This is a genomic window from Streptomyces sp. NPDC086080 (genome assembly GCF_044540255.1).
Classification (GTDB): Bacteria; Actinomycetota; Actinomycetes; order Streptomycetales; family Streptomycetaceae; genus Streptomyces.
Genome location: NZ_JBITRU010000010.1, coordinates 105,582 through 118,180 on the forward strand (window position 1 = coordinate 105,582; position 12,599 = coordinate 118,180).

Consider the following 12,599-nt stretch of genomic DNA (forward strand, 5'->3'; position numbering starts at 1 on the left):
CCGGACAACCGGCCCGGCCGACGCACCACCGGGGCCAGTGCCCACGGCCGAAGACCCGCCCGCCACCGGACCGGAAGCCGCCTCCCCCACCCGGACAACCGGCCCGGCCGACGCACCACCGGGGCCAGTGCCCACGGCCGAAGACCCGCCCGCCACCGGACCGGAAGCCGCCTCCCCCACCCGGACAGCCGGCCCGGCCGACGCACCACCGGGGTCGGTGCGCGCGGCCGGGGGGCCGTCCGTCACCGGATCGGCGGCTGCGGCCGCGTCCCGCGCCCTCCGCAGCACCCGCAGGTAGGCGGGCACGGTCAGGGCCCCGACGGCCAGGGCGGCGGGGAGCAGGGGCAGGGCGCCGAAGAGTACGTAGTCGGCGCCCGCGAGCCAGCCGGCCGCGCCGGCGAGGGCGACGGCGAGCCCGGCCCGTACGGCGAGGGCCAGCAGGGCACAGCCCAGCAGGATCAGGCCGAGCCGGGCTCTGCGCCGTATCGAGGCCGCCGTGGGCCGGGTCGCCAGGCGCCGTGCCCCGCGCGCCGCGAACGCCCACAGGACGGCGGTGAGCACGGCCCAGAGGACGTTCTGTTCGAAGAGGTTCTCCACCATGCGGAGCAGCCTGACGTGACCGCTTCGAGTCTGCCTCGAGGCCGCTGGACGATGCTCGCGCTCGGCCGGGGCAGCCGCCCGGCCCGCCGTGCACGTGGGAGGGAGACGTGATGCAGCAAGGGCGCAGCGCGCTGGTGACCGGAGGATCGCGGGGCATCGGCCGCGCGGTCGCCGTCCGGCTGGCGCGGGCGGGGTACGACATCGGGTTCTGCTCGCGGTCCGCCGACGAGACCGCCCTGGAGACGGCGCGGCTGGTCGGCGAGGCGGGGGCCAGGTCCCACCATGCGGTCTGCGACGTCACCGACGCAGAAGCGGTGCGTGCCTTCGTGGGCGAGACGGAGGAGAAGCTCGGCCCGGTGTACGCCGTGGTCAACTCCGCGGGGGTGTTGCGGGACCGCCCCATGGCGCTGATGGCCGCCCAGGACTGGCAGGACGTGGTCGGCACCAGCCTGGACGGCACGTTCAACGTGTCCCGGGCCGTCGTGCGCGGGCTGCTCACCCGCCGGGCCGGCGTGCTGGTGAACATCTCGTCGGTCATCGGCGTGTACGGCAACGCCGGCCAGACCAACTACGCCGCGGCCAAGGGCGGGCTGAACGGCCTGACCCGCGCGCTCGCCAAGGAGGTGGCCCCGTACGGTGTGCGCGTCAACGCCGTCGCACCGGGCTTCATCGAGACCGAGATGCTCGACGGCATGACGGAGAAGTCCCGCCGGGCGGCGCTCGGCAAGATCGCCATGGGGCGGTTCGGCAGTGCCGCGTCGGTCGCGGAACTGGTGGCGTTCCTCGTCTCCGACGCCGCCGACTACATCACCGGCCAGGTCGTGCAGATCGATGGCGGGATCGCATTGTGAGGCGGGCGTCATGACCTCCGGCAGCACGGCGGCCACACCCCCCGCTCCCGCCGTCGACGACCCCGGGCGCCCGCTGCGGTCGATGTTCCGCGAGCGCTGGTTCTCCACCCTCTTCATGACCGACATGTGGGAGCGCTTCAGCTTCTACGGGATGCAGGCGCTGCTCTTCCTCTACGCCACGGCGCCCGCCGCCGAGGGCGGGCTCGGGCTCTCCGACGGCTCGGCTGGAGCCCTGTTCGGTCTCTACATCTCGGCCTCGTTCCTGGCGGCGATGCCCGGGGGCTGGCTGGGCGACCGGGTGCTCGGCACTCATCGGGCCATGCTCTACGGCGCTTTGATCATCATGGCCGGTCATCTGTCCATGGCCGTTCCCGCGCGGGCCACGTTCTACCTCGGTCTGGTCCTGGTGGCCTGCGGCACCGGGCTGCTGAAGCCCAACCTGCCCGTAATGTTCGACCAGATGAACCCGGGTGCCGGCAGCAGTCGGCGCCAGGCGGCGTTCTCCCTGTTCTATATGAGCATCCAGGTGAGCGCCCTGGCCGGGCCGCTGGTGACGGGCCTGCTGGGGGAACGCGTCGACTGGCACCTGGGATTCGGCGCCGCCGCGGTGGGCATGGCCTTCGGCGTCCTGCAGTACCTGCACGGCGCCCCCTCGCTGCGCGGCGCGGCGACCGGCCCCAGCCGGCCCCTTCCCCCCGACGCGCTGCGGCGCCTGGTCCGCCGTGCCTGGGCGGGCCTCGCCGTCGCCGTGCTGCTGGGGACGGCCGTGACCGTCGCGGGCGGTCTGCCGCTGCGGCCCGTGCTGGCCCTGTGCGGCATCGCCTCGCTGGTGGCCCCCGTCTGGTACTTCCGGCGGCTGCTGCACGGCGCGGAGCTGGACGCGGCCGCGCGGGCGCGGGTCCGCGGCTATCGCCGGATCTTCGTGCCGTCGGTGCTGTTCTGGGCGATGTACGGCCAGCTGGGCTCCGTTTTCAGCCTGTTCGCCCGCGAGCACACCGACCGGGCGATCGCCGGCTTCACCGTGCCCGCGAGCTGGTTCCAGTCCGCGCACCCGCTCTTCCTGCTGCTTCTCGCCCCGTTGTTCGCGTGGCTGTGGCTGCGGATCGGGGCACGCGCCGGGGTGGTGCGGAAGTTCACCGTGGGACTGCTGTGCGCCGGAGCCGGCTTCGCCGTGCTCGCCGTCGGCGCCTGGTTTGCCTCCGGCGACACGCTGGTCCCCGCGTTCTGGCTGCTGGGCGCCTTCCTCTGCATGACCTGCGGTGAACTCGTCTTCGGGCCCGTGGGGCTGAGCACCACGGCGGAGTCGACGCCGCAGGGGCACGGCAGCCGGATGATGGGTCTCTTCTATCTCGGGGCGGCCCTGGGCGCCGGCGTCGGCGGTCAGCTGGCGCACCTCGTGGGCGTCATTCCGCTCTGGGCCTACCTGGCGGGATTCTCCGCCGCGGCCGCGTTCACCGCCGCCCTGATGCGTCGCCGGGCGGATCGAACCTGACCGTCGAGTTCCCCTGGACGGGGGCTCAAGCCTTCCGGGTCAGCATCGTTTTCGGACAGCCGCTCGACCGCTCACGGTCACCGTGCCCGTCCGCTCACGGGCACCACGACCCCTGTCCCCACCGCTCCAAGGACCGACCCTAAGGAGTCCCCGATGGCGCACCGCACCCTCATCGTCGCGCGGATGGACCACGACGACGCGGACAAGGTGGCCGCGCTCTTCGCCGAGTCCGACGCGACCGAGCTGCCGCACATGATCGGCGTCCAGCGGCGCACGCTCTTCCGCTTCCACGGACTGTACTTCCACCTCGTCGAGGCCCAGGAGCCCATCAACGGCGATCTGTACAAGGCCCGTAGCCACCCGCTCTATCAGGACATCAACACCCGGCTGCAGGAGTTCATGACGCCCTACGACCCGTCGTGGCGTGAGCCGAAGGACTCCATGGCCGAGGCCTTCTACACCTGGGCCCCCTGAGCCCGTTCGAACCGCCGCATTCCGTCCCCGGTTCTTCCGTCCCACCTGTGGAGTTCCCATGCAGACCTCCGACCTGACCAAGGTCGCCATCGACGACGTGCCGCCGAACCGCAAGCGCGGCGGCGATCTGCGAGTCCTGCTCAGCCCCAAGACCTGCGGAGCGACTTCGGGCTTCATGGGCGTGGGCACTCTGGAGTCCGGAGAGTACGTCTCCGAGCACTACCACCCCCACTCCGAGGAGTTCTTCCACGCCGTCCGCGGCACGGTCCTGCTGCGGATCGAGGGCCGGGAGGTGGTGCTGGAGCCGGGCGAGTCGTTCATGGTCCCGATCGGCGTACGGCACCGCATCGAGAACCCGGGCCCCGAGCAGGCGTTCGTCGCGTTCTTCCTGAGCCCGCTGGCCCCCCGTCCCGACCTGGGGCACGTGGACTGCGAGCCGCTCCCTGGCGAGGGCACCCTGCCCGAGGTGGGAGAGGTGCGATGACCGCACGCGCGGTGATCACCGGTATCGGTGTCGTCGCTCCCGGCCGGCCGGGCCGGGAGAACTTCTGGGAAATGATCGTCAAGGGCCGTACGGCCACCCGGCGCATCACCCTCTTCGATCCGACGCCCTTCCGCAGCAGGCTCGGCGCCGAGTGCGATTTCGACCCCGAGCACAACGGTCTTTCGTACCAGGAGATCCGACGCACCGACCGGGCCGGCCAGTTCGCCATCGTCGCGGCCCGGGAGGCGGTGGCCGACAGCGGACTCGACCTCGGTGCGCAGGACCCGCACCGGATCGGCGTCAGCGTCGGCAACGGAGTGGGCAACGCCATCTCCATGGAGCAGGAGTACCGCACCGTCAGCGACAACGGCCGCAGGTGGCTGGTCGACCCGGGCTATATGGTGCCGCACCTCTACTCGCACGTCATGTCCAGTTCCCTGGCCACCGAGGTGGCGTGGGCCACGGGGGCCGAGGGCCCGGCGACCGTCGTCAGCTCCGGCTGCTGCGCCGGCATCGACGCCGTCGGATACGCCGTCGACCTCATCCGCGAGGGTTCGGCGGAGGTGATGGTGGCCGGTGCCACCGACGCGCCGATCTATCCGATCACCGTGTCCTGCTTCGACACCCTGCGGGCCTCCTCCACCAGCAACGACGACCCCGAGCACGCCTGCCGCCCGTTCGACCGGCGGCGCAACGGGCTGGTACTCGGCGAGGGTTCCGCGGTCTTCGTGATCGAGGAGCTGGAACACGCCCGGCGGCGCGGCGCCAGGATCTACTGCGAGGTCGCCGGATACTCGGCCCGCGCCAACGGCTATCACATGACCGGTCTGCGGCCGGACGGGCGGGAGATGGGCGAGGCGATCACCGCAGCGCTCGACGAGGCCCGGATCAACCCCGACGAGATCGACTACGCCAACGCCCACGGCTCCGGCACCAAGCAGAACGACCGCCACGAGACCGCCGCGTACAAACGCAGCCTCGGCGAGCACGCCTATCGGATCCCGGTCAGCTCCATCAAGTCCATGGTCGGGCACTCACTCGGCTCGATCGGCTCCATCGAGATCGCCGCCAGTGCGCTGGCCATCGACCGCGGCACGATCCCGCCCACGGCCAACTACGAGGAGCCGGACCCCGAGTGCGACCTCGACTACGTGCCGGGCACGGCGCGCGAGGGCGACCTCGATGTCGTGCTCAGCGTGGGCAGCGGCTTCGGCGGCTTCCAGAGCGCGGTGGTGCTCACCTCACCGAGGAGGATTTGATGACAGCGTCCGTCATCACCGGCGTGGGCGTCGTCGCCCCCAACGGCCTGGACCGCGAGGCGTGGTGGCAGGCGACCCTGGACGGAAAGTCGGGACTCGGGCCGATCAGCCGCTTCGACCCGTCCGGATACCCGGTACGGGTCGCCGGCGAGGCCACCGGCTTCGCCCCCGCCGACCATGCGCCCCAGCGGCTGGTCAGCGAGACCGACGCCATGACGCAGTACGCGTTCGGCGCCACCAACGAGGCACTGGCCGATGCCCGGGTGGACCCGGAGCGGATGGTCGATCTGGACATGGCGGTCATCACCGCGAACTCCTCCGGCGGTGTCGAGTTCGGCCAGCGCGAGCTGCAGAAGCTGTACACCGAGGGACCGCAGGCCGTGGGCGCCTACATGTCCATCGCGTGGTTCTACGCGGCCACCACGGGGCAGCTCTCCATCCGCCACGGGATGCGCGGACCCTGCGGGGTGCTGTGCTCCGAGCAGGCCGGCGGACTGGACGTGCTGGCCCAGGCCAGGCGGGTCCTGGCGAAGGGCACCCGGCTGGTGGTCTCCGGCGGCACCGATGCCTCGCTCTCCCCGTACGGGCTGGTGTGCCAGCTCTCCAACGGCCGCCTCAGCGAGGAGCCGCGCCCCGACCGCGCGTTCGTTCCCTTCGACCCCGGGGCGAGCGGCTACGTACCGGGAGAGGGCGGCGCGATCCTCGTCGTCGAGAGCCACGACGACGCCCGCGCCCGGGGCGTCGAGCAGGTCTACGGCGAGATCGCGGGCTACGCGGCCACCTTCGACCCCCGTCCGGGCTCGGGCCGGCCACCCGGCCTGCGGCGCGCGGCCGAACTCGCGCTCGCGGACGCCCGGGCCGCCCCCGGGGACATCGACGTGGTGTTCGCGGACGCCCATGGTGTGCCGGAGCTGGACCGCCAGGAGGCGGAGGCCGTGACCGCGCTGTTCGGCGCCGGCGCGGTTCCCGTGTCCGTACCCAAGACGATGACCGGCCGGCTCTACGCGGGTGGCGCGCCCCTCGACGTGGCGGCGGCACTGCTCGCGCTGCGCGACCAGGTGATCCCGCCCTCGGTCAACGTCCGGCCCGACCCCGCCCACCGCCTCGACCTGGTCACCGACCGGCCGCGCGAGGCCCGCCTGCGGACCGCGATGGTCCTCGCGCGCGGCTACGGGGGCTTCAACGCCGCCGTCGTCCTGCGCCATGTCTGACCGCCGGCACCGCTCGCACCACCGGCCGGCACCCGTTTCCCACGTCCCCAGGAGGAATCAATGAGCAGCATCAGCTTCGAAGACCTCAAAGCGATCATGAACCGTTGCACCGGTGAGCTCGACGGCGAGGAGCTCAAGGAGGCCGACATCGCCACCCCGTTCACCGACATCGGCTACGACTCGCTCGCGGTGCTGGAGATCGCCAGCCAGCTGCAGCGCGAGTACGGGCTGCAGATACCGGACGAGGCCATCGAGGAGATGGTGTCCCCGAAGGCCGTCCTCGACTACGTCAACGCCAACCTGGCGGCGGTCTGACATGGCCGGTGCCACCGACAACGCGATCGTCGTCGACGCCCCGATGGACCTGGTCTGGGACATGACCAACGACGTCGAGTCCTGGCCCGAGCTGTTCTCCGAGTACGCCAAGGCGGAGATCCTCGCCCGCGACGGCGCGACCCTCACCTTCCGGCTCACCCTGCACCCCGACGAGAACGGCGCCGTCTGGGACTGGGTCTCCGAGCGCACGCCCGACCCGGTCACCCGCACCGTGCGGGCACGACGCGTCGAGACGGGGCCGTTCGAGTACATGAACCTCCTGTGGACCTACACCGAGACCCCGGCCGGCGTCGAGATGCGCTGGCGCCAGGAGTTCGCGGTCCGGTCCGGACTGCCCTTCGGCGACAAGGAGATGACCGAGCGGCTCAACACCAACACCCGCCGGGAGATGGCCAGGATCAAGCACCTGGTGGAGCAGGCCGCCGCGGACCGTCGGACGGCGCGGCGATGACGCCCGCCCTGCGGGTGCTGCTGCGCATACGCATCGTCGAGGGCCACGAGACGGAGTTCGAGGAGCTGTGGCGCGCCCACGCCGAGACCGTCCGCGGCTTCGCCGACAACCACGGTCAGCACCTGCTGCGCGCGCCCGGCGAGCACGGCAGCTACACCGTGCTCACGGACTGGACGGACGAGCCGTCGTTCCGGGCCTTCGAGCGGAGCCCCGAGCAGCAGGCGTATCTGCGCAGGCTGTGGGCGATCCGCGCGGGCGGGGACATGCAGCTGCTCGAAGTCGTCCACGCACTGTCACCGGCCACCACGGCCGAAGCCTGAGGAACCGGGAAGGACACTGATGAACGGGCAACAGGAACAGGTGACCGAGCTGATCGAGCTCGTCGAGTCGACACCGCCCAAGGAACTCGAAGCCGCGGTGGCGGGCCGTGAGGGCGGCCTGGACGCCGCGCTGACGCTGATCTTCGATCTGCTGGTGTCGGAGTTCAATCCGGAGAAGGCCAAGGGACAGAAGGGGGTGTTCCAGTTCGACATCGCCTCCGGCGAGGGCCAGAAGCTCCACTACGTGCATGTCGAGAACGGTGCCTGCCGCACCGACAAGGGCCTCCACGAGAACCCGGACATCACCATCGGGATCAAGCTGCCCGACATGCTGGCGATGGGCGTCGGAAAGCTGCCCGGCGCGAAGGCGTTCCTCACGGGCAAGCTGAAGCTGCGCGGCAGCCCGCTGATGGGCACCAAGCTGGGTGAGTGGTTCGACCACCCCGAGACCTGACGGTGCACGACGAAGCCGCCGCCACACCTCACGGTGTGGCGGCGGCTTCGTCGTGCACCGGGGCCGGCACGTCGGGCGGTCCGCCCCGGGCCCTGTCACACCGTACGGCGCGTCAGTCGACGCCCAGTACCGACATGTGCGCGATCGAGAGCATCGCCTGCTCGTGGACCACGGCCAGATAGGCGTCCGGGTGCGAGGGCGGCTCGGGATCGTCCAGATACGGCGCGAGCCACCCCTCCGCGGCCTGTTCGAAGCACTGCTGCGACAGATAGCCCACGACGTCGTACGGATGGCCGTCGTACTGGACGACCCGCACCAGAGTGTCCTTGTGCAGGAACAGCGCGGTGCGGACCACCGTGGAGTGCTCACCGGACAGCCGCAGGGAGGCCTGCCGGTTCACGGTGGCACGGGTGGCGGACAGCTCCTCGCCGGCCCCCTCGCGCAGCGGATAGCGCAGGGCCACGGTGCCGGCGGCGGGACGCTCGTCCGGGCTGTGTTGTTCCAGAACCGTCATCAGACTGCGGTGGAAGTGCTCCCGGAACGCCTCGGGGGTCTCCGTGTCCCGGAACTCGGAGAGATACGGCAGGATCGCCCGCTCCGCCTCGTGCACCCCCTCCTGCACCGACATGTGCCGGGCGATGTCGGCGGCGCCCACACCGTCGTGGTGGATCACCCGGACCATGACGTCGTCCTGGACGAACAGACCCGTGCCGAGCAGCATCCCCACCGTGTCGCCCGAACCGTTCCTGATGACGGGCGAGTCGACCCGGGTGAAGTTGTGCGGTGAGAAGACCTCGGTGAGCTCCTCCTCGAATCCGGGCCTGACCCCGTAGGTGACAGCGTCCAGTGGCATGGTGGTTCCTCCTAGTCAGCGGGCGGCGAGCACGGCGACGATGTCGACGGCCAGGGCGAGCGCGGCCAGAGCGGTCCGCGTGCGGTGCCAAGCGCGCCACAGCGGTCGCGGGTCCACCCACGGCCCGTCGGCGGCGAGACCGCTCAGCGAGCGGTTGATCGGCACGTTGCCGAGGTGCGAGACGGCCTGCACCCCGATCAGCAGCACCGACGCGACCGGGAACAGCACGCGGCCGGGCGGCTCGGCGAGCCAGGCGAGGGCGAACCCGCTGAGCGTCACGACGTTGACCAGAATCGGCATCAGCGGGTGGTAGCCCCTGCCCAGCAGCGTGTGGGCCCTCAGGTAGTCGGCGCGCCCCATGGCCGACAGTGCGGGCCCCACGCTGACCGCGACGGCGACGAAGATTCCGGTGACGGTCCCCGTCCCGGCCAGCACGATCCCGCTCAGCACTTCCTCAAGCATCACGACTCCCGGTCGGTGGTGTGTCTGCCCGTCACCCTGCCGCCACCTGCTCGAATCACTGTGGAGAGGCGCTCGACGCAGCCCCGGACCGCCCGGCAGCGCCCCCCGGTGGCCCGTCCACCGGGCGACACCGCCGCACCCGCTGATCGTCGAGCCGTCTTCGAGTCCGATTCGACCGGTGGCTCCCAGAGTCGGGGCAACGGTCCGCCGCATCGGGCGACGGCCTGAGCGGGAGGTGAATCGTGGCCGAGCTGGTCCAGCTCCTCATGCCCCTGGCACTCTTCGCCGGCGGCCTCGCGGCCGGCGGCCTGGCGATATCCGTGCTCGCCGCACCGCTGTTCACCACACTGCCCACCGGGATGTACGTCCCGGTGCACAAGGGTCTGGTCACCCGCTTCGACCCGTTCATGCCCATCTCGCTGGTGAGCTGCCTGCTGTGCGACGCCGGTCTGGCGATCGCGGCGCGGGACACCCTCGTACGGATCCTGGCGGGGCTCGCCATGCTGCTGCTGGCCTGCGCCGTGACCGTGTCGCTCACGAAGAACGTGCCGATCAACCGGTGGCTGGCGACCCTCGATCCCCAGGCGCTGCCCGCCGACTTCGAGCGGCTCGACCCGCGTGAGCGCTGGATCCGCTGGAACCGTGTACGGGGCACTCTCGCGATCACCGCGCTGGCGGTGAACGTCGGTGCCGCCGCCGTACTCATCTGACGCTTCCTCACCATCACCCGCTCCCGGCATTGGAGAACGTGTGGACACGATGACCGGTGTGGTCGGCCCGGCGATGATCGCCGCACTGCCGCCGCACGTACGGCTGTTGCTGCTGACGGACGGCAAACGCATATCGCGGGTGCTGCATGTGCTCGCCGAGCTCGGCATCGCCGACGAACTGGCCGACGGCCCGCTCGCCGTGACGGAGCTGGCCGCCCGTACCGACACGCACGCGGACTCCCTCGGGCGGGTCCTGCGGGTGGCCGCCGCGTTCGGGCTGTTCGAGGAACAGGAGGACGGGCGTTACCGGCTCACCGATCTCAGCGAGGCGCTGCGCTCCGACGTTCCCGGCAGCCAGCGGGACATGGTGCTCTACAACGGCACCGAGATGCTCTGGCGGTCCTACGGCTCGCTGATGCACACCGTGCGCACCGGGCGGCCCGCCTTCGAGAACGCCTACGGACACGGGTTCTTCGAGCACCTGGAGCGGCATCCGGAGGCCGGCGCGCTGTTCGACCGGGCGATGACCGGCATGAGCCGGGCCACCGCCCGGATGCTGCTGGACAGTTACGACTTCGGCCGGTTCGGCCGCATCGCGGACGTGGGCGGCGGACGCGGACACTTCCTCTCCGAAGTGCTGGCCCGGCACCCGCACGCGCGGGGCACGCTGATCGACCGCCCCTCGGTGACCGAGGAGGCGCCCAAGCTGTTCGGCGACGCCGGGGTCGCCGACCGGGTCGACGTGGTGCCCGGCGACTTCTTCCAGAAGCTCCCGAAGGGCCATGACGCCTACGTGCTCAAGGCCGTACTGCACGACTGGGACGACGAGCGTGCGGCGTCGATCCTCGGCCGGGTCCGTGAGGCACTCGAGGGCGACCCCGACGGGCGACTGCTGATCTGCGAGTTCCTCATCGGCCCGGCCAACCAGTGGGACCGCGGGAAGCTGCTCGACCTGGACATGCTGGTCCGCTTCGGCGGCCGCGAGCGCGGCGGTGACCAGTGGCGGGCGCTGTTGGAGACCGCGGGCTTCGAGCTGGTGAACGACCCGGTGCCGGGGCGGTGGGCGGTCCTGGAGTGCCGCGCCGTCCCCGGCGACCGGTGAGACGACCCGATCCGAGACGACGGAGGAAAACGATGAGACTTCGACTGGTGGGCAAGAACGCGCTCGTCACCGGCGGCACCCGCGGCATCGGCCGGGCCACCGTGCTGGCCCTGGCGGAGGCGGGCGCCACGGTGGTGACCTGTTACCGCACCGAGGGCGAGGCGGCCGACAGTCTGGCGCGTGAGCTGAAGGAACTGGGCGGCGACCACGCGCTGGTGCGGGCCGACGTGGGCACCGCCGAAGGCGTGGAGGCGGTTCTGGCCGAGTGCCGCAGCCGTTTCGACACACTCGACATCCTGGTCAACAACGCCGGTGTCATCAGCCAGATTCCGTTCGCCCAGCTCCCGTTCGAGGAGTGGGAACGGGTCGTCACCACCAACCTCACCGGCCCCTTCATGGTGATCAGCAAGGCGCTGCCGCTGCTGCGTGAGGGCTCCTCGGTCATCACCATCGGCTCACGCGGCGCCATGGCCGGCATCCCGCTGCGCGGTCACTACACGGCGTCCAAGGCCGGTCTGGTCGGACTCACCCGCTCGCTCTGCAAGGAACTGGGCGGCAAGGGCATCCGCTTCAACGTGGTGGCACCGGGCGTCATCGACACCTCCGAGCCCGACGAGCTGACCGACGAACAGCGCGCCGCGTACAACGAGCGCTATCTGCGCATGATGGCGCTCGGCAGGTTCGGGCGCCCGGAGGAGATCGCCGGCGCCGTGCTCTTCCTCGCCAGCGACCTGTCCACCTACGTCAACGGCGAGACCCTGCACGTCGACGGGGGCGTCTGAGATGGCGGCCGAGCAGGTGGGGACCTTCCGCGTCCTGCTGACCGTCCAGGTCCGTACGGGCATGGAGGCCGACTTCGAGCGGGTGTGGGCGGAAGGCAGCAAGGAGGTCACCGCCCAGCCGGCGAACCTCGGCCACACCCTGGCCCGCAGCGCACGGGAGGAGTCCGTCTACTACGTGGTCAGCGACTGGACGGACATGGAGTCGTTCCTCGCCTTCGAGCGCAGCCCCGAGCACATCGCCCACCGCGAGAAGCTGCACCCCTACCGGGTGGGCGGGTCGCTGGCGATGATGCGTCTGGTGGAGGTGGCCTGATGGGTGCCCCGCCGGGACGGGTCCGGGTGCTGCTGTACCTGCGCGCCGACGACGCGGACGTGCCGGCGGTGACGGAGGCGTACCACCGGATCAGCAAGGATCTGGCGGGCACGCCGGGCCTGCGCGGCAACGAGTTGCTGCGCGAGGTCACCGACCCGGGGGCGTTCGCCGTGCTCAGCGAGTGGGAGAACCTGGCGGCCTTCACGTCCTGGGAGTCCGGCTCCGCGCACCGGGGGACGACCTCTCCGCTGCGCCGGTACCAGGACAGCGAACGGCCCAGCCCGTTCGCCCTGTTCGAGGTGGCGGCGGAGTACTGACCGTGGCGCCGGGGGGGGGGGCGGGGGGGGCGGGGGGGGGCGGGGGGCCCCCCCCCCCCCCCCCCCCCCCCGCCCCCCCCCCCCGAACCCCCCCCCCCCCCCCCCCCGCGGGGGGCAGCACCCCCCCG

Annotated in this window: 17 protein-coding genes and 1 pseudogene; 15 read left to right on the top strand and 3 right to left on the bottom strand. The window is 71.5% G+C overall.

Annotated features, from left to right (window positions below; translation table 11 throughout):
* Positions 1–600: pseudogene (locus ACIF9R_RS15085) on the bottom strand (hypothetical protein); the annotation flags it as partial.
* Between the two features lie 110 nt (positions 601–710).
* Between ACIF9R_RS15085 and fabG the strand changes: the two are divergent.
* The 10 genes from fabG to ACIF9R_RS15135 all read left to right on the top strand — a co-directional run bounded on the left by fabG (position 711) and on the right by ACIF9R_RS15135 (position 7,932).
* On the top strand, positions 711–1,451 hold the full coding sequence (fabG, locus tag ACIF9R_RS15090; RefSeq protein WP_399979318.1) for a 3-oxoacyl-ACP reductase FabG: 741 nt from the start codon (positions 711–713) through the stop codon (positions 1,449–1,451).
* Positions 1,452–1,461: 10 nt separating this feature from the next.
* Positions 1,462–2,943: a peptide MFS transporter gene (locus ACIF9R_RS15095; RefSeq protein ID WP_399979321.1), complete on the top strand. Its 1,482-nt coding sequence runs from the start codon at positions 1,462–1,464 to the stop codon at positions 2,941–2,943.
* A gap of 153 nt (positions 2,944–3,096) precedes the next feature.
* Positions 3,097–3,417: a TcmI family type II polyketide cyclase gene (locus ACIF9R_RS15100; RefSeq protein ID WP_399979323.1), complete on the top strand. Its 321-nt coding sequence runs from the start codon at positions 3,097–3,099 to the stop codon at positions 3,415–3,417.
* Positions 3,418–3,475: 58 nt separating this feature from the next.
* The gene (locus ACIF9R_RS15105; protein WP_399979326.1) at positions 3,476–3,901 is read left to right on the top strand and encodes a cupin domain-containing protein; all 426 of its coding nucleotides are present in this window, start codon (positions 3,476–3,478) and stop codon (positions 3,899–3,901) included.
* Positions 3,898–5,160, top strand: coding sequence for a beta-ketoacyl-[acyl-carrier-protein] synthase family protein (locus tag ACIF9R_RS15110; protein ID WP_399979328.1), 1,263 nt, complete (start codon positions 3,898–3,900; stop codon positions 5,158–5,160). The genes ACIF9R_RS15105 and ACIF9R_RS15110 overlap by 4 nt, the downstream gene beginning before the upstream one ends.
* Complete coding sequence (locus ACIF9R_RS15115; protein WP_399979330.1) at positions 5,160–6,371, top strand: ketosynthase chain-length factor; 1,212 nt, start codon at positions 5,160–5,162, stop codon at positions 6,369–6,371. The genes ACIF9R_RS15110 and ACIF9R_RS15115 overlap by 1 nt, the downstream gene beginning before the upstream one ends.
* A 60-nt stretch (positions 6,372–6,431) precedes the next feature.
* The gene (locus ACIF9R_RS15120; protein ID WP_399979332.1) at positions 6,432–6,686 is read left to right on the top strand and encodes an acyl carrier protein; all 255 of its coding nucleotides are present in this window, start codon (positions 6,432–6,434) and stop codon (positions 6,684–6,686) included.
* 1 nt (position 6,687) lies between these two features.
* Positions 6,688–7,158, top strand: coding sequence for an SRPBCC family protein (locus tag ACIF9R_RS15125; RefSeq protein ID WP_399979335.1), 471 nt, complete (start codon positions 6,688–6,690; stop codon positions 7,156–7,158).
* A complete protein-coding gene (locus tag ACIF9R_RS15130; RefSeq protein ID WP_399979338.1) occupies positions 7,155–7,478 on the top strand; it encodes an antibiotic biosynthesis monooxygenase family protein in 324 nt (107 codons plus the stop codon). The genes ACIF9R_RS15125 and ACIF9R_RS15130 overlap by 4 nt, the downstream gene beginning before the upstream one ends.
* A 19-nt stretch (positions 7,479–7,497) precedes the next feature.
* Positions 7,498–7,932: an SCP2 sterol-binding domain-containing protein gene (locus tag ACIF9R_RS15135; protein ID WP_399979340.1), complete on the top strand. Its 435-nt coding sequence runs from the start codon at positions 7,498–7,500 to the stop codon at positions 7,930–7,932.
* A gap of 112 nt (positions 7,933–8,044) precedes the next feature.
* Here the strand turns inward: ACIF9R_RS15135 and ACIF9R_RS15140 are convergent, their stop codons facing one another.
* Both ACIF9R_RS15140 and ACIF9R_RS15145 read right to left on the bottom strand, forming a co-directional pair.
* Entirely contained in the window at positions 8,045–8,785 is a 741-nt protein-coding gene (locus ACIF9R_RS15140) for a SchA/CurD-like domain-containing protein (RefSeq protein WP_399979343.1), read from the bottom strand.
* 15 nt (positions 8,786–8,800) lie between these two features.
* Positions 8,801–9,247 (bottom strand): anthrone oxygenase family protein, encoded by a 447-nt coding sequence (locus ACIF9R_RS15145; protein ID WP_399979347.1) that lies wholly within the window; start codon positions 9,245–9,247, stop codon positions 8,801–8,803.
* Positions 9,248–9,489: 242 nt separating this feature from the next.
* Here ACIF9R_RS15145 and ACIF9R_RS15150 point away from each other — a divergent pair, with 242 nt between their 5' ends.
* From ACIF9R_RS15150 to ACIF9R_RS15170, 5 genes are read left to right on the top strand one after another with little or no spacing between them, the layout of a single operon-like run.
* Entirely contained in the window at positions 9,490–9,957 is a 468-nt protein-coding gene (locus ACIF9R_RS15150; RefSeq protein WP_399979349.1) for an anthrone oxygenase family protein, read from the top strand.
* Positions 9,958–10,006: 49 nt separating this feature from the next.
* On the top strand, positions 10,007–11,059 hold the full coding sequence (locus ACIF9R_RS15155; protein ID WP_399979572.1) for a methyltransferase: 1,053 nt from the start codon (positions 10,007–10,009) through the stop codon (positions 11,057–11,059).
* A gap of 32 nt (positions 11,060–11,091) precedes the next feature.
* Positions 11,092–11,841, top strand: coding sequence for an SDR family NAD(P)-dependent oxidoreductase (locus tag ACIF9R_RS15160; protein WP_399979352.1), 750 nt, complete (start codon positions 11,092–11,094; stop codon positions 11,839–11,841).
* Position 11,842: 1 nt separating this feature from the next.
* Positions 11,843–12,154, top strand: coding sequence for an antibiotic biosynthesis monooxygenase family protein (locus tag ACIF9R_RS15165; protein ID WP_399979355.1), 312 nt, complete (start codon positions 11,843–11,845; stop codon positions 12,152–12,154).
* Positions 12,154–12,471, top strand: a complete 318-nt coding sequence (locus ACIF9R_RS15170) for an antibiotic biosynthesis monooxygenase family protein (RefSeq protein ID WP_399979357.1) — start codon at positions 12,154–12,156, stop codon at positions 12,469–12,471. Before ACIF9R_RS15165 ends, ACIF9R_RS15170 begins: the two co-directional genes overlap by 1 nt.
* Positions 12,472–12,599 lie beyond the last annotated feature (128 nt).